This window comes from Agromyces zhanjiangensis (assembly GCF_040496055.1).
In the GTDB taxonomy this organism is placed as follows: domain Bacteria; phylum Actinomycetota; class Actinomycetes; order Actinomycetales; family Microbacteriaceae; genus Agromyces; species Agromyces zhanjiangensis.
Window position 1 is genome coordinate 204,808 of sequence record NZ_JBEPKB010000001.1, and the last position, 23,975, is coordinate 228,782.

A 23,975-nucleotide genomic window follows, 5' to 3' on the forward strand; every position below is an offset into this window, starting at 1 on the left:
TCCACTCGAATGGTCAATGCGAGCCGAAAAATCGTTTCAATCCGTGATCGAACCGAGATCGACGACGACGTCGCGATCGCACGTCAGCACGCCGTCGACGACCTCGAGCGGGGCCGCGAAGATCGCCCTGCGGCGCGCACCAGCGGCATCCGTCGACCCCAGCTCCGACCCGCCCCAGTGCGGGTGCGTGAAGTAGAACAGGATGCCCCGACCGCCGCCGACCACCACGTCGCCGTGCCGTCCGAAGGTCTCGTCCCCGCGCCGCCGGCCCGGCGCGCCGAGGATCACGTCGTCGGGGCCGCCCTGCCGCTCCCACGTCACCGCGTCGGCCGACCGGTGCACGCCCATGCCCCGCCACTCGTCGACGAGCATCCACCACCAGCCGCCGAGCTCGAACACGTTCGGGCCCTCGTGCGGCCGCCCGCCGACCGCGCGGCCCTCCACCCGCCACGAGCCGGGCGCGAGATCGGTGCTCGCCGCGACCCACGTGGTCGAGTCATCCGCCTCGTCCTTGACCCACATGCGCCAGAGCCCGTCGGGGCAGCGCGCGACGCACGCGTCGATCACGCGGTCGGAGCTCAGGGGGATCTCGCCGACGAAGCGCCACGATGCGAGGTCGTCGCTCGCGTACTCGACGATCCGCCGCGCGTGGCCCGCCCACCGGTCGGGGATGCCGTCGATCACGGTGAGGTACATGCGGTAGCGCTCGCCGTCGAAGATCACCTCGGGCGCCCAATGCGTCTCGTTCCACGGGTCGGCGTCATGGCCGAGCCGCAGGTCGTCGAGCGTGCCGTCGTAGCGCCACCGCACCCCGTCGACCGAGCGCGCGACGCCGATGCGACTGCCGTGCACCCACGCCACGCCCGGCTCGTCGACGCTGGCACGCCGCTGGGTGTAGAACATCCACCACTCCCCCGTCAGGTGGTGGCGGATCACGGTCGGATCGGTCGCGCCGTCGTGGACCGGGTCGTGGAAGAGGGCGTCGTCGGTCGGCGTGCTCATCGTCGCAGGTCGACGATGGGGCTCTCGAGGCTGCGCATCCGGTCGGCGTCCTCGCGCAGCGACGCGCGCTCGACCGTGCGTCCGGTCGTCGCCGACGAGTAGATCGCCGTGACGATCTCGAACGATCGCGCGGGATCGGTCGCCGTCGAGGGCAGCGGCGCGCCCGTCGCGAGCGCGCGGTAGATGTCGCGCACGAGCGGGTCGTGGCCGCTCGGCTCCTCGTCGGACGGCAGGGCCGACCACTCGTCGACGACGGCGGGGTCGACGCCGGGCGCGGGCGTGATGCGCCAGTGCTCGTGACCGTGCCCGTAGAGGTGGTCGACGGTCACCGTGGCGAGCTCGGTGTCGATGCGGATCGAGCTCGTCTCACGGGGCGACAGCGCGCTCGTGACGACCGACGCCACGACGCCGTTCTCGAACGCGACGGTCGCCGTCGAGACGTCCTCCATCTCGGTCTCGCGAGCGAGCCGCCAGAGCTGGCCGTTCACGCTCGCCCAGTCGCCGAGGAGCCACGCGAGCAGGTCGATCTGGTGGATGCCGAGGCCGAGCGTCGGCCCGCCGCCCTCGGTCGCCCACTTGCCGCGCCACGGCACCGCGAAGTACTCGGGGGCGCGGTACCAGAGCGTCTGGCACGTCGCGACGAGCGGCCGGCCGAGCGCGCCCGACTCGAGCAGCCCCTTGACGTGCGCCGCGGCCGTGCCGGTGCGCTGCTGGAACACGACGGCGAGGCGCCGGTCGTTGCGGGACGCGGCATCCGTCATCGCATCGAGCTCGTCGAGCGCGAGCGCGGCGGGCTTCTCGCACACGACGTGCACGCCCGCGTCGAGCGCGGCGATCGCCTGCTCGGCGTGCACGCCCGGCGGGGTGCAGACGTGCAGCACGTCGACCTCGCCCGCCGCGAGGAGCGCCTCGAGCGAGTCGGCGACCGCGGGCCCGCCCCACCGGTCGGCGAAGGCCTGCGCGTGCTCGAGGTGGCGGTCGACGACGGCGACGAGTTCGCCGTCGGGCGTGGCCCGCAGCGCCTGCGCGTGCGCGTCGGCGATGGCGCCGGTGCCGACGATGGCGGCGCGCAGCGGCGCGGTCGGGGCGCGGTGGTCGGTCTGCTCGGTCATCGGGCTCCTCCGTCGGGGGCGATGTCGGGGTCGGTGGTCGTGTCGTATCGCTGGAGCCGCCCGCACATGCCGAAGGCGGGGGCGACGGATGCCTCGGCCACGCGCGCCTCGGCGAGGCCCGGGTCGCCGCCGCTCGCGAGCGCGTCGAGGCGATCGCCGGTCTCGCGGGCGACGGCGAGCGCGCCGGCCTCCCAGCGTTCGCGCCAGTCGTCGACCCGCGGGCGCGCCAGGTCGGCCGCGCGGGCGTGGAGCCGGGCGAGGCGGTCGGGGTCGACGCTGCCGTCGTCGCGGAGCAGCGCGAGGTACCCCTCGACCGCGAGGTCGCGTCGCGCGTGCGCAGCCGCGAGGCGATCGGCGTCGGATGCCTCGGGCCCGGGCAGGCGCGCGGCCTCCACGTATCGCCCGGGGTCCGCGAGCACGTCGTCGGGGAACGTCATCACGGCGTCCCCCGCCTCGGGGAGCCCCGCGTTCTGCATGATGACGCGCATCTCGAGGCCGCCGTCGTTGATCGCGCGGTGGATGACGCCGGGCGCGAACCACGCGAGGTCGCCCGGCGCGAGGGTGCGCTCCGCGAACGTGCCGGCGCCGTCGATCGTGTGCAGGCGCCCGCGGCCGCCGACGACGAGGTACGCCTCGGCCGAGACGAGGTGCAGGTGGGGCGTGCCGCCCGCGAGCCCGTCGGGCGCGACGCCGTCGTAGACCTCGAGGGCGCTGACCGAGGTCGCGCCGGGGAACGCCGAGGTCGTCACGGGGCGCCCCGGGTGTCGGCGGCGGCGGGCCCGAGCAGGGCGGGCAGCCGCTCGATCGCGAGCGCGGCGAGTTCGGCGGCGCGCGCCGGGTCGGACGCGCCGTCCGCGATCACGACGCCGTACCGCAGCGCCATCGTCGCGCCGGGCTCCACCACGTGCTCCTCGCTGAAGAACGGCGCCGGGCAGAGGCACGCGAACTCCTCGCTGCGCGCGAACCACTGCGGCGGGTGCTGCAGGTTGCCGGGGTCGTCGACCATGACGATCGTCGACGCCGTGCCCGTCTGGTCGTGCCGGCCCGTGAAGCCCATCCAGGGCGCGCGCGTTCCGCGCAGCTCGTCGCCGCCCGCGACGCCCGGTGCGAGCACCTGCCCGCCCGTGAACGAGCGCGGCCCGCGCCAGAACAGGCCGCCGTATCCGGCGTTCTCGCGGCCGCGGGTCGTGGGCGAGCCGATCGGAATGGCGCGATCGGTCGTGTTGGCGAGCGCCGTCTCGAAGCCGAGCACCCACGCGTCGCCAGCGATGACGGATGCCGCGAGCGTGCGCTCCTCGGCGAAGATCGACTCGCCCGCCTGGGTGACCCAGTCGAGGCGCTCGCGGATGCGGGCGACGGAGCCGGCCGCGGCATCCGCCTCACCGGTCTCGAACGCGACGTGCCGCTCCTCGCCGTTGTTCGGCAGCTGCACGTAGCCCTCGCCGCGCACGAAGGTGGGCCCGCCCCAGAAGTTCTCGTCGCCGACGACGGGCAGCGACCAGGCGATGCCCTTGTGCCAGACGTGGTCGTGCGGGCGGTAGAGCGAGACCGTCTCGCCGCCGAGCGTGCGGATCGGGCTGAGGTAGGGGCGCGGCGACTCGAACGTGGGGTGGTCGGGGCGGAAGACGTACTCGGCGAGCACCTCGCCGTCTGCGTGGATCACCAGTCGGTCGTCGTCGCGGGCGATGCGGAGGTCTGGCATCGGGCTCCTTCGGGTTCGTCGTCGATCCGGGATGCGTCGCTGGTGCTCGCGCGGCGGTCGGGAAAGCGCTATCCCGAGCCTACACCGTCCTCCGGGATCGCGCACGAGCGCTCGCGCCCCTCGGGCCGACGCCAACCATCCGCGCGGCTCGCCGTCCACGCAGCGGCCGGTGCTCGATCCAGTCGAGGCCCATCGGGCCAGTGTCGCACGACCGTTGCCCCGCGACCGCTGCCGCGGTGCTCGCTGCCGCGGTGCTCGCTGCCGCGACCTCTTGACAACTTTTTCTGTCAAAACGTACCCTTGCCCCGTGCATGAGGTGCGAGTGCTCGCAGACAGCGGCTCGGTGGAGGTCGCGCTCGACCCGACCCGGGCGTCGATCCTCGACGCGCTGACGGAACCAGGGTCGGCCACCACCGTCGCGGCGAAGATCGGCTCGACCCGGCAGAAGGTGAACTACCACCTGAAGTCGCTCGAGGCGCACGGGCTCGTCGAGCCGGTCGAGACGCGCGCCTGGGGCGGGATCAGCGAGCGCTTCGTGCGTCGCTCGGCGCGGCACCTCGTCGTCTCGCCGAACGTGCTGGAGCGCACCGCGGTCGATCCCGAGGCGATCGCGGATCGCCTCTCCGCCGCGTACCTGATCGCGGTGAACGCGCGGACCGTGTCGGAGGTCGGGGCGATCGCGAGCGACGCGGCGCCCGCGACGCGCGTGCCCACGCTCACCGTCGACGCGGTGATCGGGTTCGCGTCGCCTGAGGACCGGGCCGGGTTCGCCGCAGACCTGCAGACGGCGGTCGCCGCCCTCGTCGCGAAGTACCACCACGACGACGGCCGGCCGCACCGCCTCACCATCTCGTCCTACCCGCGACCGAAGGAGTCGTCATGAGCACGCCAGATCGACTTGGCCGCGTCGAGCACCGGATGGAGCGCACCTACGACCTGGCTGCCACGCCGGAACAGGTGTGGGAGACGATCGCGACCGCCGACGGGATCTCGTCGTGGATGGCGCCGGCTCGGCTCGAGCCGCGCGTCGGCGGCGAGGTCGCCTTCGACCTCGGCGAGTTCACCTCGACCGGAACGGTCACCGAGTACGCACCGAACCGGCGGTTCGCGTACGAGGAGCCGTGGCCGATCGGCACGCGGCCCGAGGAACTGCCTCCCGGCATGGCCCGGTGGTTCGAGTCGATCGGCGCGCCGCTCTCGGAGGTCTACGAGGGACTCGACGGGGTGACCCCGATCGCCACGGAGTTCCTCATCGAGGCGGCGTCCGGCGGCACGTGCGTGCTCCGCGTCGTCACGAGCGCCTACGGCAGCGGCGCCGACTGGGAGAACGAGTTCTTCGACCAGATGGCCCGCGACCTCGTTCCGATCCTCGACCGGCTCGCGACCCGCTTCGCGATCGCGACGCTGTGATGGGGGCGCATCAGATGAACGCGCGAGTGCCGATCAGCGTCACGCCGGTCCACGTCGCCGACCTGATCGCCGAGGGCGAGCTGATGCCCGTCTCCGCGCACGTCATCGAGCATCCCGACGGCCGGGTGCTGGTCGACACGGGCTTCACCGAACTCCACCCGGCTGCGGCCGACCTCGATCCCCGCCCGTACCCGCTCGACGCGCAGGGATTCGACCTGGCGAGCGTCGACCTCATCGTCAACACCCACCTCCACTTCGACCACTGCGGCGGCAACCACCTCTTCCCCGGCACCCCGATCCACGTCCAGCGCCGGGAGCTCCACGACGCGCGAACGCAGGACGGGTACACGATCCGCGAGTGGATCGATCCCCCGGGCGTCTCGTACGTCGAGGTCGACGGCGAACTCGAGCTGCTCCCCGGAATCCGGCTCCTGCCGGCGCCCGGCCACACCCCGGGGTCGCAGATCGTCGTCGTCGATGGCGTTTCCGGCCCCGTGGTGATCGCCGGCGACACCGCGGTCTGGTTCGGCGAACTCGACGACCCGCACACCGAGGGGCAGCGGCTCATCCACTCGCTCGATCCGCAGCACGTCTGGCTCTCGCACGAGCGCGAACCCTGGCGGCCGCGCGAGCGACGATGATGGACCCATGCCCGCTGTCCACCGACCCGGCCTTCGCGTCGACTCGCGGCTCACGATCCCCGAGTCGGAGCTGTCGTGGCGGTTCTCGCGGTCGTCGGGTCCCGGGGGGCAGGGAGTGAACACCGCCGACTCCCGAGCCGAACTCGTCTGGGATGTGGCCGGCTCGGCCGCCCTCTCCGCGATCCAGCGGGAGCGACTCCTCGCGAACCTGGGCGGTCGCGTGGTCGATGGCGTGCTCACGATCACGGCGTCCGAGCACCGCGCCCAACTGCGCAACCGGGACGCGGCACGGGCACGGCTCGCGACCCTCGTGGCCGACGCTCTCCGTCCTCCGGCACCGACTCGGCGTGCGACGAAACCCAGCCGTGGGGCCAAGGAACGCCGCCTGGCGGCCAAGAAGCGGCGCACCGACGTCAAGCGACTGCGGCGCCCACCCGGCGACTGATCGCTGCGGGCTGCGGACGGGCATCCGGTCGTTCATCGACGACCGAAGCGGATGCTCCGGCCGGCCGACCTACCAGACCACGCCGCCGCCGACGGAGATGCCACCCCACGTGAGCGCGATGAAGATCGCTGCGAACACGACCGGAGCGATGCCCTTGCCGCTGCGCGCGAGCCCCTTGAAGAGGGCGATGACGGCGAGGATGGCGGCGATGATCGAGAGCCCGCCGCCGAGGATCAGCCCGATGAACAGCGGGATGGGCATGAGCACGAGGCCGGCCAGTGCGATCCAGAATGCCGCCCAGGCGGCCGGATTGGTGCGGACTTCAGCAGAGGAGGACATCCTCCATTATCTCGGTTCCCGCGGGCTCGCAGTTCTCAGGGGCAGACGCGAACCCTGTGCCCGTCGAAGCTGACGACGTCTCCGATCGTCAACTGCCGTCCGCGTCGAAGATCGACCTCGCCGTTGACCGCCACTTCGCCGTGGAGGATCGCCTCCTTGACGTCTCCACCGGAGTCGAGGAGCCCAGCGAACTTCAGGAACTGCCCGAGGCGGATGCCCTCACCACCGATCGGGACGTCTTCGATGGGAGCCGCGGTCGTCATCCCCGAATGCTATCGACCGAAAGCATGGGACGCAGGTCCTAGAGTCGCGACATGCGCATCGTCGTCTCCGGGACCCACGCGAGCGGGAAGAGCACGCTCATCTCCGACTTCTCCCTTCGCCATCCGGAGTTCACGGTGCTGCCCGATCCGTTCGAACTCGTGGACGAGTCGTGGGACACCCCGAACGCCAGCCTGTTCGCCACGCAGCTTCGCATCTCCGCAACCCGGCTCCACCCCGAGGAATCCCCCGAGCAGTTCATCGCCGAGCGCGGACCCGTCGACTTCCTCGCGTACCTGCACGCCCTGGATGACCTGGCGGGCGCGTCCGTCTCACGCGATCTGTTGGAGCGCTCGACAGCGATCACGCGGCAGGCGCTCCAGCACGTCGACCTCCTGGTCGTCCTGCCGCTCACGACGATGGATCAGATCGTCGCCGAAGCTGACGAGCACTTGGCGCTCCGAGACGCGACGAACGACGCCCTGCTCGATCTCATCGACGACCCGGACGTCGTCGGCGAACGTCCGCACGTCGTCGAGATCACCGGGAACCGGAACCAGCGACTGGCCGACCTCGAGGCTACGGCCACCGGCGCGCACATGTGATCCCACTCCCGCGAGGCCGTGCGAGAACACATGCTCGACGGGACCCTCCTCCGACGCACCCGCGGTCCCCAAGCGCGAACCATCCGGTCAGCCACCCCTGGCAGATTTGAGTGTGCCGGTGCCAAGAGGGCGCCCTTCGACGTCGCCGATCCGCATTCAGGAGTCGGGACACTGGCCGGCAACCCAGTCTCGGGCTACCGCTTGTGATGATCCATCGCCGTGCGTCAGTGCCCGGTCGGGCGCCAACGGGCCTTCATAGGAGTTGCCCTCGCGATCTCCCATCACGGCGAACGAGAGCGTCACAGCGGCACCGTCCGGAAGCTCGAATCCGTCGTTCACCGTTGTGAATCCACCTGTCGCGGAGCCGAACGTCTTCACGTCCTCCTGCCCGGTGAACGCGATGATCACCGATTCCCCGGCGCTCGCGGTCGCGCCGCTCTGAACGATTGCGATCGGCCGGCTCGTGAGCTTGGTCGTCTCGGACGGCAGCTCGCCCCAGACTTCATCTCCCCACGAGACGGTATTGGCATGTACCACGACGTCGCTCGTGGAGCCGTCACGCTCCCGGAACACCTCGACGACGCCGTCATCGAGCAACGGGCTCAACGCCACGAGCATCACCCGCAGGTCACCTCCGGTGTTGGCGCTCACGTCGATGACCCATCCGCAGGTGGACCGCCCCCGAGGCGACGTGAAGATCTCCGCTGCCGCCTGGACGTACAGGTCCGCCTCGTCCTGGTGCGCGCTGGAGAACCCGGGCACCACGACCGTCGCGACCGAGCCGTCGTAGGTCACCGTCGGAACCGGCACGTGGCCGAGCGGGTATGGCTGCTCCCACGCGGCGACATCTGCCGGCGTCGAGAAGAAACTGTGGCTACCACCCGCGACCTTCGTCAAGGACGAGAGAAGCCGGTATGTGCCGGGGATGTTCTTCGCCGAATAGAGATCGGGGAGCGCCTCAGCGACAGCCGCGTCCCACTCCGGAGAATCCGCGTAGTACCCCTCACCAAGGCCCGCGATGGCCTGATCGACGTAGTCACGCACGCTCACCTCAGCGGACGGCGCGCAACCGCTCACGGTCAGCGCCAGCAGCGCTGCGAGCCCCAACAGCGCTCCACGCCGAACGTGCCCTGCTCTCACACCAATCCGCCCTCAGACTGCTCGGCTGATCTCGACCCCGCCAGGCAAGGCTCGCACATGTCGACCAACCGCGCCCAGATGCCGGCGACGCACGAACGATCCCTCATCGCGCCGTCCAGGCAACGGAGTCGACGGACGGTCACGTGGGTCAACCGACGCGCTTGGTGTCCTTTCGCGCTTGGCTGACCTGCCAGATCGTTCCCGACGTGGCGACTACCGCAATCATGGCGGCGGCGAGGTACCTTTCGACCGAGACCGTGACGCCTATGGCGACCGCTGCCCCGGCAATAGCGATTGCGAGGTCCAGCCCACTGATTCGACGCACCGCTTGATGCTCCATGCGGAAGTCGCCTCGAATGCCGTCGCTCAGAGGGGATACTGGCGCTGGCCTGCTGTTGGCGCGGGTCGACATCATTGGGCTGTGGCCCGGATTCCTGAAGACTTCCTTGCTTGGCGCACGCGACGGCGGGGCGGCCCAGCGCCCTTGACCCCCGAGGTCAGGGCGCAAGACCTCTACGCAGTGCTCATCAGGGACCGTATTTCGCCTGCGATGAGGCTGAACGGATTGACTGGCTCTGGGGGTCGATATGCGCTCACGTCGGACACACACTGGGCGCTGATCGGGTTTCAGAAGTCGTGGTACAGCGACCGGGCCGAACTGCGCTTCACGGTGAATCTGCTGGTCGTGCGGCGCACGGTATGGGCTGAACTCGTTGAGCAGAGGCCCCATTACGGAGCCAAGCCCTCCCCGTTGACGCACTATGGGGACTCCGTACGCCAGGAACGGATCGGCATGCTGGTCGACGATCGCGAAGACAAGTGGTGGCGCATCTATCCTGGCCAGGACCTTGCGGTCGTCGAATCGGATGTCCTCTCGAATCTGACCGAACATGGTCTGCCGTGGCTCAGGTCGCAGGTCTCATCGTCGTAGGTTTGCCCGGGAGCCGGTCGATCTGTGCACTGGAGGCACGACCGAATCCGGCCTGCCCTGCACAATCTGACCGTCGACCAGAGGTGCCGGCGCCCGCAAGCCGGTCGCTCCAGCGACGCGTCCGGCTGCCGCTGAAAGCGTTGTCGGTTCCCCGGAGTGGGACCGGCCACTGATCAGTCGCTGGCCGATGATTTCGGCGCGAGTGCGGACAGCATGCTCGTCAGCGAACCGATCTCGACGGTACGCGGATCCGCAGTGAAGTCGTGTTCGGTGTGGAGGTCGTAGTAGGCGTGCAGCAATGTGCTCTCGATCACCTCGTCGATCCGAGAGTGCCGCACCGCCTCCTGGAGGCTGACATGCGCGCCCTCTGCCTCCAGGTCGGTGGCGGCGATGTCGACGAAACCGACCGAGAGGATCTCGCGCGAGTCGTCGACGGAGACGGCGTTGAACACCCGAGCCGGGACGCCGAAGCCTTTGTCGGCCTCCCACGCGCTGATGAAGTCGTCGAAGGTCGCGCCGTCGCGCAGGCGGCGACGAAAGATCGCGATGATCACGGCCCCGAGAGTACCGCTGACGTTGATCGGCGCACCATTCCCGGTCGATCTGTGCACTGGAGGCACGACTGGATCCGGCCTGCCCTGCACAATCCGACCGTCGACCAGAGGTGCCGGCGCCCGCATGACGGTCGTCCACCGAGACCACGTCCCGTGCGCCGCCTGCGGCGCGGCATCCGGTCAGGCACCGTCGCGGCAGCGCCGTCGCGCAGGCGGCGACGAAAGACGCGATGAGGGGGCCATCACTGCAGCAGCTCGGCGGGCCGCGCGCGCCCGCCGGCGAAGACCGTCGGCCAGCGAGGGTCGACGGTGAGCACCTCGATCCCGTCGGCGCCGAGGAGCACGGTGTCCTCGACCTTCGCGCCGGGCGCGGTCGGGTTCCACGCGAACGGCTGGCCGAGCTGCACGACGTCGGGAAGGCCGGGCACGGCGCGCGGGTCGCGGCCGGCGTAGCCGGCTGCGCCGCCCTGGTGGTGCCGCGTCCATTCGTGCGGGTCGAAGCCGTGCGACGCGTAGGCGGCGGTGCCGGTCGCGAAGACGTCGGCGAGGCGCGCGCCGGGCACGGTGGCGTCGAGGAACGCGGCCTCGACGTCGAGGATGCGGCGCGCGGCATCCGTCTCGGCGGGGTCGGCGTCGCCGAAGCGCACCCATCGGGTCGCATCGGCGATGAGGCCGTGGCGGCGACCGCAGACGACGAGCATGGCGCGGTCGCCGAGGGGTGCGTCGGTGGGCAGCGGATGCCGGTGGGCGAGCCGGGATCGTCCGGCGACGAGCGTCACGAGCGGGTCGATCCCGCGCGCGGCGAGGTCGCCCGACAGGCGCGCGGCCACGGCGCGCTCGGAGTCGGCGGGCGACGCGGCGAGCGCGGCATCCGTCATCACCTCGGCGACGTCGCGGCAGAGGGCGCGATACCGCGCGAGCTCGGCCGGCAGGAGCGCGGCGCGGGCTGCGCGCAGGTCGACTGCGGCATCCGCTTCGTCGATGGCGTCGAGGCCGGCCGGCACGAGCGGGTCGTGCCACGGCACGCGGACGACCTCGAGGTCGGACGCATCGCCGAGTTCCTCGGCCATCAGGCGGTCGGCCTCGTTCGAGAACACGTGCAGCACGTCGCCGCTCGGACGGACGACGACCGCGACGACCGGGTCACCCGCGAGCGACACGTGCGTGCGCGCGCCGTCGAGGTACCACGCGAGCGCGGTGTGCGAGCGGAGCAGGAGCGCCGAGGCGCCGCGCCGCTCGAGCAGGTCGAGCACGCGGGCGCGCTTGGCCGGGCGGTCCGCTCCGAGCAGGGATGCCGCTGGCGCGAGCGCGCTCACGCCGACGCCCCGACCGTCGCGGGGGCCGCCGTGCTCTCTCGGGCCTCGAGTCGGGGCCGGTAGAGCACGGTGTGCTCGACGGGGCCACCGCCGATGAGGGTGCGGAGCCGAGCCCAGGCCTGCGCGCCGATCTCGGTGCGCGGCACCGACATGCTCGTGAGCCGCGGCGTCGCGTAGCGGGCCATGGGCACGTCGTCGAAGCCCGCGACGGAGAGCTCCCTCGGCACGTCGATGCCGAGTTCGCGGAGCCGGGCGAGCAGGCCGAGCGCGACGAGGTCGTTGAACGCGATGACGGCGGTGGCGCCATCCCGATGCGCCTCGACGACGGCGGCCGCGACCGCCTCGCCGTCCTCGGGTCGTGATCCGCCCGGGATGCGGTCGATCCGCACCGACGGATGCATCGCCAGGGCCTCCTCGACCCCGCGCAGCCGCTCGGCGTTCGACGCGCTCGTCTCCGGGCCGCTGACGTACGCGAGGTGGCGATGGCCCAGCCCGACGAGGTGGTCGACGAGGTCGCGGATGCCCCGGACGTAGTCGACGCCCACGATCGGCACCTCGATGTCGGGCAGCTGGCGGTTCACGACGAGGACGGGCGCGACGCGCTCGACGAGCCGACGCAGCTTCGCCTCGGGCATGCGCGGTGCGCAGAGCACGAGCGCGTCGCAGCGCTGGCGCGCCTCGATCGCGATCGCCTCCTCGTCGTCGGCACGCTCGGCGGTGTCGGCGACGAGCACCCGGTAGCCGTCATCGGCCGCCGCGAGGCTGAGTCCCTTGAGGATGCCCTGGAACAGCGGGTTCTCGAGGTCGGGCACGACCATCGCGACGGTCGCGTTCCGGCCGCTGACGAGGCTGCGCGCGACGAGGCTCGGGGCGTAGCCGAGCGTCGCGATCGACGCCTGCACCCTGCGCACGATCTCGGGGTCGACGGTGGCCCGCCCGTTGAGCACTCGGGACACCGACGCCGGTGAGACGCCGGCGTGGGCCGCGACGTCGGAGATCGTCACGCCCCTGCTTCGGTCGCCCATGCGTCCCCTTCCGGATGCCGCGGCGCGCGGTGCGCGTCGTCGCCGTGCCGCGCGTCGGCCGGTCGCGGCCCCGCGCGCTCCCCGAACGCCGAGGCGCGCCGGGAAATCGGTTCCTCAGTGTAGCGCCCGGGTTGCCGGTGTCGGCTTGCCTCGCCTAGGCTCGTTCTGAGAAATCGCTTTCTCGTTTCCGTCCCAGCGAACAAGGAGCATCGATGCGCGTCGTCGTCACCGGGTCGTCCGGCCGCCTGGGGCGCTCGCTCGCGACCGGGCTCGCGGCGCGCGGCCACGAGGTCATCGGCCTCGACCGCGCCCCGGCGTCGCTCGTCGGCGTCGACGAGCGAACGGTCGACCTCGCCGCACCCGGTGCCGCCGGTCACGCACTCGACGACCTCCGCCCCGACGCGCTCGTGCACCTCGCCGGCATCGCCGTGCCGTTCAGCGCGCCCGAGCGCGACATCCTTCTCACCAACACCGCGCTCGCGCACGACGTGCTCGCGGCCGCGGCATCCGCCGGGGTCGGACGCGTGCTCGCGGCGTCGAGCCCGACGCCCGTCGGGTACTCCTCCCCCGCGTGGCGCGCCACCGCGGTGCCCATCGACGAGACGCATCCGCTCGCGCCGGCGAACGCGTACGCCCTCTCGAAGGTCGTCATCGAGGAGACGGTGCGGATGTTCGCGCGCACCGCACCCGGCGCGTTCGGGTTCTTCCGCCCCTGCTACGTGATCTCGCCCGAGGAATGGGCGGGCGCGCCGACCCAGCAGGGACACACCGTCGCCGAGCGGCTCGCCGACCCGGCCCTCGCGGCGGTGAGCCTGTTCAACTACATCGACGCGCGCGACGTCGCCGGCTTCGTCGACGCCTGGCTCACGGCCCCCGTCGACGCGGTCGACGGCGAGGGCTTCTTCGTCGGCGCGGCCGACGCGCTCGCCGAACGGCCGGTCGCCGAGTTGTGGCGCGAGGTCGCGCCCGCCCTCGGCCCTGCCGCCGACGAGCTCACGGGCACCGCCCCCGTCTTCTCGATCGCGAAGGCGCGAGACCGCCTCGGCTGGTCGCCGAGCCGCGACTGGCGCACCGAACTCGCCGCAGCCGCGGCATCCGCACCAGCCGCTTCCGCCCCCGCATCATCCGCCACCACCATCGGAACGAGGACCGCATGACCGCCGCCACCCGACGCCTCGACTTCGACGGGGTGCTCTTCTTCCCCGTCACCCCGTTCGACGCCGACGGCCGCGTCGACCTCGACGTGCTCGGCGAGCACCTCGAGACGCGCCTGCCGTTCGGCCCCGGCGGCGTGTTCCCGGCCTGCGGCACGGGCGAGTTCCACGCGCTGTCGGCGCGCGAGGCGATCGACGTCGTCCGCACGAGCGTCGACGTCGTGGCGGGTCGCGTGCCCGTGATCGCCGGCGCCGGCGGGCCGCTCGGTCACGCGATCGAGCTCGCGCGCGGCGCCGCGGAGGCCGGCGCCGACGGCCTGCTGCTCCTGCCGCCGTACCTCGTGTCGGGCACGACCGACGGGCTCGTCGCCTGGGTCGAGGCGGTCGCCGCGGCATCCGACCTGCCCATCGTCGTCTACCACCGCGGCACGGCCCGCTACACGGCCGACGCCGTCACGCGGCTGGCGGCGAACCCCAAGGTCGTCGGCTTCAAGGACGGCACGGGCGACATCGGCCTCGCGCAGGAGATCGTGGTCGCCGCCGAGGCCGCCGGCCGCGACGACTGGGCGTTCTTCAACGGCCTGCTCACCGCCGAGCTCAGCCAGGGCGCGTACCGCGGCATCGGCATCCCGCTGTATTCGTCCGCCGCGTTCGCGATGATCCCCGAGCTCGCGGCGCTGCACTACCGGGCCTACGTCGACGGCGACGAGACGACGCGGATGTCGCTGCTGCGCGAGTTCTACACGCCCCTCGTGCGCCTCCGCGACGAGACACCGGGCTTCGGGGTGTCGCTCATCAAGGCGGGGCTCCGCCTGCGCGGCCTGCCGGTCGGGTCGGTGCGCCCGCCGCTCGTCGACCCGACGCCCGAGCAGGAGCAGCGGCTCGCGGCGATCCTCGACTGCGGCCTCGCGCTCGTCGAACTCGGCGGGACGCGCCCGGCGACGTCGGCCTGCCCGACGACGGCGCCGGCGGATGCGGCTGGGGCCGCGTCGCGGTGACCGCCGCCATCGCGCGCATCGCGACGCGCCCGATCCGCATCCCGCTGCTCCGGCCGTGGGGGCCCGACGTCCGCGACCTCTCGGTCATCGAGGTCGAGGTCGAGGACTCCGGAGGCGCCGTCGGCTGGGGCTTCTCGTGGACGCCGACGATCGGCGCCGCCGCGGTGCGGGCCCATCTCGACCGCGACATCTCCGACTTCGCGCTCGGGCGCGAGGCCGAGGCATCCGCGCTCTGGGAGCCGCTCTGGGCGCACCTGCACGAGGGCGGCAGCGGCGGCATCACGACGATCGCCATGGCCGGGCTCGACCTCGCGCTGTGGGACCTCGCCGCGCGTCGCGCCGGCGTCGGCGTCACCGACCTCATCGGCCGCCGCCACGAGGCCGCGACCGTGTACGGCAGCGGCGTGAACCTGCACTACTCCCTCGACGAGCTGGTCGCACAGGCCGAACGCTGGGTCGAGGCCGGCTTCGACGCCGTGAAGGTCAAGGTCGGCAGCCCCGACCTCGCGCGCGACGTCGAGCGGATCGCCGCGGTGCGCGAGGTGCTCGGGCCCGAACGCGGGCTCATGATCGACGCGAACCAGCGCTGGCGCCTCGAGCACGCCGAACGCGCGATCGGCGAGCTGGCCGCATTCGACCTCGCGTGGATCGAGGAGCCGCTCCGCGCCGACGACCTGCACGGGCACATCGAGCTGCGGCGCCGCATCGAGGTGCCCGTCGCGCTCGGCGAGAACCTGCACACCCGATACCGGTTCGCCGAGTTCATCGATGCCGGTGCGGTCGACCTCGTGCAGCCCAACGCGGTGCGCGTCGGCGGGATCACGCCGTTCCTGGGCATCGCCGACCTCGCCGCCGACCGCGGCGTCGGCCTCGCCCCGCACCTGCTGCTCGAGCTCTCCGCGCAGCTCGCGCTCGCCCTCCCCGGCGAGCCCCTGGTCGAGTCCGTCGAAGATGCGTCGTTCGCGGCGCTCGGCGCACTCGCCGCGCCGTCGCCCGTCGCGGTCTCGGGCGCCACGGTGTCCACGACGGGGCAGCCGGGGCTCGGCGTACGCTTCTCGAACGAGCTGACGGATGCCGCGGCATCCGTCCCACCCACGGAGGACCGATGACCGACACCGCCGCATCCGAACGCGCCACCGCCGCCCCCGCGACGACCGGTGACACCACGCGCGAGGAGCTCGACGCGGTCGCCGCCGCGGCGCGGCACGCGTTCGCGGTCACGGTCGCCTCGACCGCCGCCGAGCGTGCGGCGTGGCTCCGCGCCGCGGCCGACGCCCTCGACGCCGCGCGCGACGAGCTCGTGCCGATCGCCGACGAGGAGACGCACCTCGGCGCCGCGCGCCTGAACGGCGAGGTCGCCCGCACGACCGCGCAGCTGCGCCTCTTCGCCGACGCGATCCTCGAGGGGTCGTACCTCGAGGCCACCGTCGACCACCCCGACGCCACGACGATCCCCCCACGCCCCGACCTGCGTCGCATGCTGCGCCCGCTCGGGCCGGTCGCCGTGTTCGGCGCGTCGAACTTCCCGTTCGCCTTCTCGGTCGCGGGCGGCGACACCGCGTCGGCGCTCGCGGCCGGCTGCCCCGTCATCGTGAAGGGCCACCCCGCGCACCCGCGCCTGTCGGCGCGCACCGCTGAGGTCGTCGGCGCCGCGCTCGCCGCCGCGGGCGCCCCCGAGGGCGTCTTCGCGCACGTCACCGGGCACGAGACCGGCGTCGCGCTCGTGCAGCACCCCGAGATCCGGGCCGTCGGCTTCACCGGGTCGCTCGGCGGCGGGCGGGCGCTCTTCGACCTCGCGCAGCAGCGCCCCGACCCCATCCCGTTCTACGGCGAGCTCAGCGCCGTGAACCCCGTGCTCATCACGCCCGCCGCGATCGCCGCCCGCGCCGACGAGCTCGCCGCGGGCCTCGCCGCGTCGTTCACCCTCGGCGCCGGCCAGTTCTGCACGAACCCCGGGGTCGTGCTCGTGCCCGCCGGATCCGGCTTCGGCGAGCGCGTCGCGGCGGCGCTCGCCGCGGCGTCCGCCGGCGCGGTCTTCATGCTCACCGACGGCATCGCCGGGGCCTTCGCATCGGGCGTCGCGCGACTCGCGGGTCACGACGGCGTCGACGTCGTCGCGGGCGACCCGGCGGCGCAGTCGGCCGGCACCGGCTCGCCCGTCGTGCTCCGCACCACGACTGCCGCCGTGATCGCCGACCCCGCCGCGCTGCTGCACGAGTGCTTCGGGCCGTCGACGCTGGTCGTCGAGTACGCGGACGTCGCGGACGCGCTCGCCGCCGTCCGGGCCGTGGGCGGCAGCCTCACCGCGACCGTCCACGCCGAGCCGGGCGAGGAGCTCGGCCCGATCGTCGACGTGCTGTCGGAGATCGCCGGCCGCGTGCTCTTCGCGGGCTGGCCGACGGGTGTCGCCGTCAGCTGGGCTCAGCAGCACGGGGGACCGTGGCCGTCGACCACGTCGATCCACACGTCGGTCGGCGTCACCGCGATGCGGCGGTTCCTCAGGCCCATCGCGTTCCAGGACGCGCCGGATGCCGCCCTGCCGCCGGAGCTCCGCGACGGGAACCCGCTCGGGATCCCGCGCCGCATCGACGGGGCCCTCGTGCTGCCGGCGGGCGCCGCGGGGCACCGCCCGGCCGCCGGCTGAGCCGCCGCGTGGGCGTCGCCTCCTACCTCGTCGCCGCCACGCCGCCGCGGCTCGCGGTCGGCGGGATCACGATCGCGATCCCGGTGCTCGCCGTCGAGCAGGGCGTGGGCGTCGCCGTCGGCGGCCTCCTCGCCTCCGCCGCGCTCGGCCCGAGCATCGTCGCGGCGCCGATCGCCGGCGCGATGCTCGACCGAAGCCGCCGTCCGGGCGTGCTCGTGGCCGGCGCCGGGCTGGTCATCGCGGCGGCGTACGCCTTCGCGGCGTTCCTCGGGCCCATGCCCGCGTGGGCGATCGCGATCGCGCTCGTCGCGGCGGGCACGGTCACCCCGTTCGTCTTCGGCGGGCTGTCGAGCTTCGTGACCGAGGGCATCCCCGACGAGCGCCGCGCGTACGCGATCGACGCGCTCGCATACAACCTCGGGGCCGTCGCCGGTCCGGCCGCCGTCGCCGCGGCCGCGGCGCTCGGATCGGCGCGCATCGCGACGATCGCGATGGCGGCGAGCGCACTCGTCGGCGCGATCGGCACGGTCCCGCTGCGGCTGCATCCGGCCTCGGCGTCCCCCGACGACCGCCCCTCGTTCCTCGGCACGATCGCCGCCGGGTTCCGCCACATCGCGACGCACCGTCCGCTCGCGGTCATCACCTGGAGCGGCACGCTCAGCCAGTTCGGTTCGGGCGGCCTCGCGATCGCCGCGGTCGCGCTCTCGGTCGCCCGCTCGGGCGACGCGGGCGAGGGCGCGATCATCGTCACGTCGTTCGCGATCGGCGGGCTCGTCGGCGCACTGTGGAACTCCCGCCGGCCGCCGCGTCGCTCGCCCGAATGGGTCATGGGGTGGGGCTTCGCCGCGACGGGGCTCTGCACCGTCGTCGCCGCATTCGACCTCGGCCCGGCCTGGGCGATCGCCGCGATCGGCGCGTCGGGCCTCTTCACGGCGCCGAGCGCGGCCGCGATGCTGCTCATCCGCAAGCAGCAGAGCCCGCCGGCGCTGCGCTCGCAGGTCTTCACGGTCGGCGCGGGCCTGCGCGCGGCGGCCGCCGCCGCGGGCGCCGCCGTCGCCGGTCTCGCCGCCGGCGTGGGCGCCGAGGCGCTCATCGTCGCGATCGGGGTCGTCTGGATCGCATCCGGTGCGATGCTGCTCGCCTACCCGACGCACGCCGCCGCCATCGACGGCAGCTGATCGATCGCCTACTCCGCGACGTTGGTGAAGATCACGTCCTCGTACTCGAACGACGGCGCCGTCTGCATCGTGAGCGAGCCCGGGTCGGCGACCGACCATGCCTCGTTCCAGGTGATCGACGAGCCGGGCAGGACCGCCGTGGTCGGCGGGATGCCGACCTGACCGCCCTCGGCGCCGACGTCGAAGATGCGCGTGGCCTCCACGCCGCCCGAGGAGAGCTGCGAGAACACGACGGGCTGCACGTTCTCGCCTGAGTCGTTCTGGATCGTCAGCGTGAAGACGATGTTCGCGGCCTGGTCGTCGCCGGCCGACAGGTCGGAGGGCGTGAACGGCTCGGGCGACGAGACCGTCATCGAGACGCCGTTGCTCCACACCATGGTCTCGCCGAACTCGAGCACCTGGCCCTCACCGGCCTCCTCGCCGGGCTCCTCGGTCGCCGGACCCGTCGGTTCGCCGAACTCCTCCTCGAGCTGCCGGTCGATCTCGTCCTGGATCACGCCCGAGTCGACGATCTGGCCGAACACGCCGAGCGCGACGACCGCGAACACGATGGTCCCGATGATGCCGCCCACGACCGAGAGGATGAGGCCCGTGATCGCGGGCCACTTCCGGCCCTTGAGGAAGAGCGCGACGATCGCGAGCACGAACGCGATCGGCAGCAGGATGAGCCCCACGACCTGCACGAACGGGATGCACGCGAACACGAACCCGATCGCGGCGATCACCAGTGCGACGATGCCGAGGACGTTCGTGCCGCCCGGCTCGGGCGGAGCACCGGGGGCGCCCGGGGCGCCGCCGTACGGGGCGTACCCCGTGTAGCCCGCGGGCGGCGCGGCGCCGGACCCGGCCGGTCCGGTCGTCGGCAGGCCCGCGAAGGGCGTCGTGTCGGCGTACGGCGACGAGCCGGGCTCCGCGTCACCGCCGACCGCGGCCGTGTCGTACGGCCGCGTCGCATCCTGTGCGGTGGGCAGCGGTGCCGTGTGCTCGGTCCACTGCGTGCCGTCCCAGTACCGCTGCTGTCCGCGCCCGTCGTCGTACCAGCCCGGAGGCGCGCTCGTCGGATCGCTCATGGTCGCGATGATCGCAGCAGCCCGGGGCATCCGCTCGGGTACTAAGCCCCACGGGCGACACAGCGCTCGAGCGATCGGCGAGCGGATGCCGCGGGCGGCTCAGACGCCCAGGTCGAGGTCCGCGATCCGCACCGGCGCGCCGGTCTCGAGCGACCGGTTCCCGGCGATGCCGACCGAGACCGCCCGCACGCCGTCGGCGTAGCCGGCGACGCGGCCGAGGGGCGCGTCATCCGTCACCCGGTCGAACAGGTGCTGCAGCAGGTAGGCGTCGCCGCCGCCGTGGCTGCCGATCCCCTCGGGGATGGGCACGACCTGCGCGCCCTCCCAGTGCCGCTGCACCACGAGCCGCTCGCTGTCGGGGCGGACCTCGTCGACGGGCGAGTGGTCGGGGTGCATGCTCGGGTCGACGACCACCCGGCCGTCCTCCCCGATGAGGACGGCGCCGCGCTCCACGACTTCGAGCTCAGCGCGCCCTTCGGTGCCGTCGACCGTGACGCGGTAGCCCTCCCAAGGGGCGTGCGCGTTGAGCGAGTAGCTGAGCGTCGCGCCCGAGTCGTAGTCCACGAGGGCGGCGAGGTTGTCCTCGATCGTGATGCCCTCGTCGAACACGTCGCGGTCGCGCAGGTAGCCGTCGTGGTGCTCCTGGTCGAGGTAGAGCTCCTTCAGGCGCGCGTCCGCGGCGAGGTCGAGCGAGAACGGCCCGCCGGCTTCGCCCGCACCCGTTCCGCGGGACGGGCGCTCGCCGAGCCCGCGCGACACGGCGTTCTCAGCGCCGTAGAAGCGGAGCCCGCCGCTCGCGAAGACCCGAACCGGCGCGGCGCCGATCCACCAGTTCACGAGGTCGAAGTGATGCGAGGCCTTGTGGATGAACAGCCCGCCCGAGTTGGCCTTGTCGCGGTGCCAGCGACGGAAGTAGTCGGCGCCGTGCACCGTGTCGAGCGCCCACTCGAAGTGCACGCTCGTGACCCGCCCGATGCGCCCCTCGGCGATGACGCGTCGGAGCGTCGAGTTGCGCGGGCTGTAGCGGTAGTTGAACGTCGTGATGACCTCGCGACCGGTCTCGGCGATGGCGGCGCCGATGCGCCGCACGCTCTCGGCGTCGATCGTGAGCGGCTTCTCGACGACGACGTCGGCGCCGGCGCGCAGCGCGCGCACGATGAACTCCGCGTGCGTGAAGTCTGGCGTCGTGATGACGACCCGGTCGAGGCGCTCGTCGGCGATCATCGCCTCGAGGTCGTCCACGCCGTAGCGGGCGGGCGACGGATGCCCCGCCCCGACGACCTCGCGCTCGTACACGTCGAGCCGGCCCGGGTTCACGTCGGACCACGCGACGAGCTCGGCGACCTCGGGCACGCGCTCGGCGCCGAGCACGGTGCCGCTCATCGCCCCGATGTACATCCCGGCCCGGCTGCCCGCGCCGATGAGTCCGTACCGTTCCCGCTGCGCCATCGCTGCTCCACTCACTGGTCCTGCCTTCCGGATGCCGCGTGGTCGGCGCGAACACGTCGGGAAAGCGCTATCTCACTACGGTAGCATTGCGTCATCGGGGCACCCCGCTGCCGCGACATCCGCGGCAACCGTCGCCCTCGGCGATAGCATGGGGCGCCTGCCAGAGCCTCGCGAGAGTGACTCACGGATACGGAGGACGCATGACCGACGACGCCGTCGAGACCCGGCGCACCGCCCCCGCGACCCTGCACGACGTCGCCCGCGAGGCCGGCGTGTCCCTGGCCACCGCCTCGCGCTCGCTCAACGGCAGCACGCGCAAGGTCAACGAGGAGTACCGCCAGCGCGTGCTCGCGGCCGCGGCGAAGCTGAACTACTCCCCCAACCTCTCCGCCCAGGCGGTCGCCCGCGGCACCACCACGACCGTCGCCCTCCTCGTCGCCGACATCGCCGACCCGTACTTCTCGCAGATGGCCGCCGGCGTCGTCCGCGAGGCCGACCGCGAACGGCTCATCGTCACCATGGCCGCGACCGAGCGCGACACCGAGCGCGAGCTCGACCTCGTCCGCACGCTCCGCGGCCAGCGTCCCCGCGTCATGATCCTCGCCGCGTCGCGCCGTGAGGGCGACCCGAACAACGACGCGCTCGAGGCCGAGCTGCAGGCGTTCGAGTCCAACGGCGGACGGGTCGCGTTCGTCAGCAGCGCCGCCGGGGCGTTCCGCGCCGTGCAGCTCGACAACCGCGCCGGCGCCGAGGCCCTCGCACGCGAGCTCATCGACCTGGGCTATCGACGGTTCGCCGCGGTCACGGGCGCCGAGGGCATTCGCACGGCCGACGAGCGCCTCGCCGGCTTCCGCGCCGGGCTCGAGGCGGGCGGCGGCACGCTCGACCGCATCGTGCGGCCGGCGTTCACGCGCGACGGCGGGTACGAGGGCATGGCGCAGCTCATCGAGGAGGGCCTCGACGGCGTCGAGCTCGTCTTCGCCGGCAACGACGTCATGGCCGTCGGCGCGATGTCCGCCATCCGCGACGCGGGCCTCACCCCCGGCACGGATGTCGCGGTCGCCGGCTTCGACGACGTGCCCACGGTACGCGACGTCACCCCGCCGCTCACGACCGTCCGGATCCCGCTCGAGGAGGTCGGTCGCCGCGCCCTCCGCCTCGCGCTCGACGACGCCGACGCGATCGACGACACCCCGGTGCACACCGAGGTCGTGATCCGCGACTCGACGCCGCGCCGCGGCTGATTCCGGGCCTGCACGGCCGAGAACGCAGGACGAGGCGCCCGACGCCCCCGCCTGCGGCGCCAAGATCCACGTCATCCTGCGAACTCCGCGCCGCTCCCTGCCATCCACCGCTCCGTGCCATCCACCGCACCGTGCCATCCGCCTCACAGAGCCCGCTCGCACAGCCCCGAAAACAGGATGAGGCGCACCATGCCCCGGTCCTCAGGGCCATGAGCCGCCTCGTCCTGCGAACTCGACGGAGCCAGCCGCCATCGGCCCGACCGAGCCGACCCGGCACATGCCCAACGCAGGTTGAGCCGCGCGATGACCCGACCTCCGCCGCCATGAGCCGTCCCATCCTGCGAACTCGAGGGGTGCGCGCCACCAGGCCGGGCAGCCGGCCGGCCCGCGCACCGGGTGTTGCGCGAACCGCGCACCGTGCCATACACTCGGGTAAACGCTTTCCCGCAGCGACGCGGCGGCCGGACCCCAGTCACGGCCCGTCGCCCGCTCCCGGCACCGAAGAGGAACCACCGTGGCAGACGCGACGACCCCGCAGACCATCGGCATCATCATGAACGGCGTCTCCGGCCGCATGGGATACCGCCAGCACCTCGTGCGCTCGATCCTCGCGATCCGCGAGCAGGGCGGCGTGCTCCTCGCCGACGGCGAGACCCGCGTGCAGGTCGAGCCGATCCTGGTCGGCCGCAGCGAGAAGAAGCTCGCCGAGCTCGCCGCGAAGCACGGCATCGAGCACTACTCGACCGACCTCGACGCCGTGCTCGCCGACGACCGCTGGCCGATCTACGCCGACTTCCTCGTGACGAAGGCCCGCGCCGCCGCGATCACGAAGGCCATCGCGGCCGGCAAGGCGATCTATACCGAGAAGCCGACCGCCGAGAGCTACGCCGAGGCCCTCGAGCTCGCGCGCCTCGCAGCGGACGCCGGTGTCAAGAACGGCGTCGTGCACGACAAGCTCTACCTGCCCGGCCTGCGCAAGCTCAAGCGCCTCGTCGACTCCGGCTTCTTCGGCAAGATCCTCAGCGTCCGGGGCGAGTTCGGCTACTGGGTGTTCGAGGGCGACTGGCACCCGTCGCAGCGCCCGAGCTGGAACTACCGGGCCGAGGACGGCGGCGGCATCGTCGTCGACATGTTCCCGCACTGGAACTACGTGCTCGAGAACACCTTCGGCCGCGTCGAGTCCGTCTACGCGAAGGCCGTCACCGAGGTCGCCGAGCGCGTCGATGAGAAGGGCTCGCGGTACACCGCGACCGCCGATGACGCCGCGTACGCGATCTTCGAGCTCGAGGGCGGCGTGACCGCGCAGCTCAACTCCAGCTGGACGACGCGCGTCAATCGCGACGAGCTCGTCGAGTTCCAGGTCGACGGCACGCTCGGCTCCGCCGTCGTCGGCCTGTTCGGCTGCAAGATCCAGCCGCGCAACGCGACGCCGAAGCCGGTGTGGAACCCCGACCTCGCCGACGACCACGACTACGCGCAGGACTGGATCGAGGTGCCGACCACCGAGGAGTTCGAGAACGGCTTCAAGACCCAGTGGGAGGACTTCATCCGCCACGTCGTCGAGGACGCCCCGAACACGTACGACTTCCTCGCGGGTGCGCGCGGCATGCTCCTCGCCGAACTCGGCCTCGAGTCGTCGAGGACCGGGCGCCGCATCGACGTCCCCGAGGTCACGCTCGACTCGGGGGCAGAGACGGCGGATGCTGCGGCATCCGGCACCGACGAGACGAGCGAGCTGACGGGGGCGCGCTGACC

Annotated in this window: 25 protein-coding genes; 13 read left to right on the plus strand and 12 right to left on the minus strand. The window is 72.7% G+C overall.

Annotated elements, in window-relative coordinates:
- Positions 1-36: 36 nt before the first annotated feature.
- Genes ABME02_RS00940 through ABME02_RS00955 form a run of 4 tightly spaced genes read right to left on the minus strand, consistent with a single transcriptional unit; the run spans position 37 to position 3,816 of the window.
- Complete coding sequence (locus tag ABME02_RS00940; RefSeq protein ID WP_353813385.1) at positions 37-1,002, minus strand: family 43 glycosylhydrolase; 966 nt, start codon at positions 1,000-1,002, stop codon at positions 37-39.
- Positions 999-2,114: a Gfo/Idh/MocA family protein gene (locus ABME02_RS00945; RefSeq protein WP_353813386.1), complete on the minus strand. Its 1,116-nt coding sequence runs from the start codon at positions 2,112-2,114 to the stop codon at positions 999-1,001. Before ABME02_RS00945 ends, ABME02_RS00940 begins: the two co-directional genes overlap by 4 nt.
- Complete coding sequence (locus tag ABME02_RS00950) at positions 2,111-2,863, minus strand: cupin domain-containing protein (protein WP_353813387.1); 753 nt, start codon at positions 2,861-2,863, stop codon at positions 2,111-2,113. The genes ABME02_RS00945 and ABME02_RS00950 overlap by 4 nt, the downstream gene beginning before the upstream one ends.
- On the minus strand, positions 2,860-3,816 hold the full coding sequence (locus ABME02_RS00955; protein ID WP_353813388.1) for a DUF6807 domain-containing protein: 957 nt from the start codon (positions 3,814-3,816) through the stop codon (positions 2,860-2,862). Before ABME02_RS00955 ends, ABME02_RS00950 begins: the two co-directional genes overlap by 4 nt.
- A 307-nt stretch (positions 3,817-4,123) precedes the next feature.
- Between ABME02_RS00955 and ABME02_RS00960 the strand changes: the two genes are divergently transcribed.
- From ABME02_RS00960 to arfB, 4 genes are read left to right on the plus strand one after another with little or no spacing between them, the layout of a single operon-like run.
- Positions 4,124-4,699, plus strand: a complete 576-nt coding sequence (locus tag ABME02_RS00960) for an ArsR/SmtB family transcription factor (protein ID WP_353813389.1) — start codon at positions 4,124-4,126, stop codon at positions 4,697-4,699.
- A complete protein-coding gene (locus ABME02_RS00965) occupies positions 4,696-5,226 on the plus strand; it encodes an SRPBCC domain-containing protein (protein ID WP_353813390.1) in 531 nt (176 codons plus the stop codon). Before ABME02_RS00960 ends, ABME02_RS00965 begins: the two co-directional genes overlap by 4 nt.
- Before the next feature lie 14 nt (positions 5,227-5,240).
- On the plus strand, positions 5,241-5,867 hold the full coding sequence (locus ABME02_RS00970; protein WP_353813391.1) for an N-acyl homoserine lactonase family protein: 627 nt from the start codon (positions 5,241-5,243) through the stop codon (positions 5,865-5,867).
- Between the two features lie 7 nt (positions 5,868-5,874).
- Entirely contained in the window at positions 5,875-6,312 is a 438-nt protein-coding gene (arfB, locus tag ABME02_RS00975) for an alternative ribosome rescue aminoacyl-tRNA hydrolase ArfB (protein WP_353813392.1), read from the plus strand.
- 69 nt (positions 6,313-6,381) lie between these two features.
- Here arfB and ABME02_RS00980 read toward each other — a convergent pair whose 3' ends face one another.
- Complete coding sequence (locus tag ABME02_RS00980) at positions 6,382-6,651, minus strand: hypothetical protein (RefSeq protein ID WP_353813393.1); 270 nt, start codon at positions 6,649-6,651, stop codon at positions 6,382-6,384.
- 35 nt (positions 6,652-6,686) lie between these two features.
- Entirely contained in the window at positions 6,687-6,914 is a 228-nt protein-coding gene (locus ABME02_RS00985; protein WP_353813394.1) for an RNA-binding S4 domain-containing protein, read from the minus strand.
- A gap of 51 nt (positions 6,915-6,965) precedes the next feature.
- On the opposite strand from ABME02_RS00985, the gene ABME02_RS00990 reads away from it, so the two are divergent.
- Positions 6,966-7,517 carry a DEAD/DEAH box helicase family protein gene (locus tag ABME02_RS00990; RefSeq protein WP_353813395.1) on the plus strand — a complete coding sequence of 184 codons (552 nt, stop codon included), beginning with the start codon at positions 6,966-6,968 and terminating at the stop codon, positions 7,515-7,517.
- A 156-nt stretch (positions 7,518-7,673) separates the two neighbouring features.
- Here ABME02_RS00990 and ABME02_RS00995 read toward each other — a convergent pair whose 3' ends face one another.
- Positions 7,674-8,624 carry a S41 family peptidase gene (locus tag ABME02_RS00995; protein ID WP_353813396.1) on the minus strand — a complete coding sequence of 317 codons (951 nt, stop codon included), beginning with the start codon at positions 8,622-8,624 and terminating at the stop codon, positions 7,674-7,676.
- A 211-nt stretch (positions 8,625-8,835) separates the two neighbouring features.
- On the opposite strand from ABME02_RS00995, the gene ABME02_RS01000 reads away from it, so the two are divergent.
- Positions 8,836-9,588: a DUF4304 domain-containing protein gene (locus ABME02_RS01000; RefSeq protein ID WP_353813397.1), complete on the plus strand. Its 753-nt coding sequence runs from the start codon at positions 8,836-8,838 to the stop codon at positions 9,586-9,588.
- A 173-nt stretch (positions 9,589-9,761) separates the two neighbouring features.
- On the opposite strand, the gene ABME02_RS01005 is transcribed toward ABME02_RS01000, so the two are convergent.
- The 3 genes from ABME02_RS01005 to ABME02_RS01015 all read right to left on the minus strand — a co-directional run bounded on the left by ABME02_RS01005 (position 9,762) and on the right by ABME02_RS01015 (position 12,462).
- Entirely contained in the window at positions 9,762-10,142 is a 381-nt protein-coding gene (locus ABME02_RS01005) for a hypothetical protein (protein WP_353813398.1), read from the minus strand.
- A gap of 242 nt (positions 10,143-10,384) precedes the next feature.
- Entirely contained in the window at positions 10,385-11,458 is a 1,074-nt protein-coding gene (locus ABME02_RS01010) for a M24 family metallopeptidase (protein WP_353813399.1), read from the minus strand.
- Positions 11,455-12,462 (minus strand): LacI family DNA-binding transcriptional regulator, encoded by a 1,008-nt coding sequence (locus ABME02_RS01015; RefSeq protein WP_353813400.1) that lies wholly within the window; start codon positions 12,460-12,462, stop codon positions 11,455-11,457. Before ABME02_RS01015 ends, ABME02_RS01010 begins: the two co-directional genes overlap by 4 nt.
- Positions 12,463-12,695: 233 nt before the next feature.
- Here ABME02_RS01015 and ABME02_RS01020 point away from each other — a divergent pair, with 233 nt between their 5' ends.
- The 5 genes from ABME02_RS01020 to ABME02_RS01040 are packed head-to-tail and all read left to right on the plus strand — an operon-like array spanning position 12,696 to position 18,457.
- Positions 12,696-13,640, plus strand: coding sequence for an NAD-dependent epimerase/dehydratase family protein (locus ABME02_RS01020; protein WP_353813401.1), 945 nt, complete (start codon positions 12,696-12,698; stop codon positions 13,638-13,640).
- A complete protein-coding gene (locus ABME02_RS01025; RefSeq protein ID WP_353813402.1) occupies positions 13,637-14,635 on the plus strand; it encodes a 5-dehydro-4-deoxyglucarate dehydratase in 999 nt (332 codons plus the stop codon). The genes ABME02_RS01020 and ABME02_RS01025 overlap by 4 nt, the downstream gene beginning before the upstream one ends.
- On the plus strand, positions 14,632-15,744 hold the full coding sequence (locus tag ABME02_RS01030) for a mandelate racemase/muconate lactonizing enzyme family protein (RefSeq protein WP_353813403.1): 1,113 nt from the start codon (positions 14,632-14,634) through the stop codon (positions 15,742-15,744). The genes ABME02_RS01025 and ABME02_RS01030 overlap by 4 nt, the downstream gene beginning before the upstream one ends.
- Positions 15,741-17,279 (plus strand): aldehyde dehydrogenase (NADP(+)), encoded by a 1,539-nt coding sequence (locus tag ABME02_RS01035; protein ID WP_353813404.1) that lies wholly within the window; start codon positions 15,741-15,743, stop codon positions 17,277-17,279. The genes ABME02_RS01030 and ABME02_RS01035 overlap by 4 nt, the downstream gene beginning before the upstream one ends.
- A gap of 8 nt (positions 17,280-17,287) precedes the next feature.
- On the plus strand, positions 17,288-18,457 hold the full coding sequence (locus ABME02_RS01040; RefSeq protein ID WP_353813405.1) for an MFS transporter: 1,170 nt from the start codon (positions 17,288-17,290) through the stop codon (positions 18,455-18,457).
- A gap of 8 nt (positions 18,458-18,465) precedes the next feature.
- Here ABME02_RS01040 and ABME02_RS01045 read toward each other — a convergent pair whose 3' ends face one another.
- Together ABME02_RS01045 and ABME02_RS01050 are read right to left on the minus strand one after the other, a co-directional pair.
- On the minus strand, positions 18,466-19,527 hold the full coding sequence (locus tag ABME02_RS01045) for a DUF2510 domain-containing protein (protein ID WP_353813406.1): 1,062 nt from the start codon (positions 19,525-19,527) through the stop codon (positions 18,466-18,468).
- Positions 19,528-19,626: 99 nt separating this feature from the next.
- A complete protein-coding gene (locus ABME02_RS01050) occupies positions 19,627-20,976 on the minus strand; it encodes a Gfo/Idh/MocA family protein (RefSeq protein ID WP_353813407.1) in 1,350 nt (449 codons plus the stop codon).
- A gap of 200 nt (positions 20,977-21,176) precedes the next feature.
- Between ABME02_RS01050 and ABME02_RS01055 the strand changes: the two genes are divergently transcribed.
- The gene (locus tag ABME02_RS01055; RefSeq protein ID WP_353813408.1) at positions 21,177-22,220 is read left to right on the plus strand and encodes a LacI family DNA-binding transcriptional regulator; all 1,044 of its coding nucleotides are present in this window, start codon (positions 21,177-21,179) and stop codon (positions 22,218-22,220) included.
- A gap of 553 nt (positions 22,221-22,773) precedes the next feature.
- Positions 22,774-23,973 carry a Gfo/Idh/MocA family protein gene (locus ABME02_RS01060; RefSeq protein WP_353813818.1) on the plus strand — a complete coding sequence of 400 codons (1,200 nt, stop codon included), beginning with the start codon at positions 22,774-22,776 and terminating at the stop codon, positions 23,971-23,973.
- Positions 23,974-23,975: the final 2 nt, after the last annotated feature.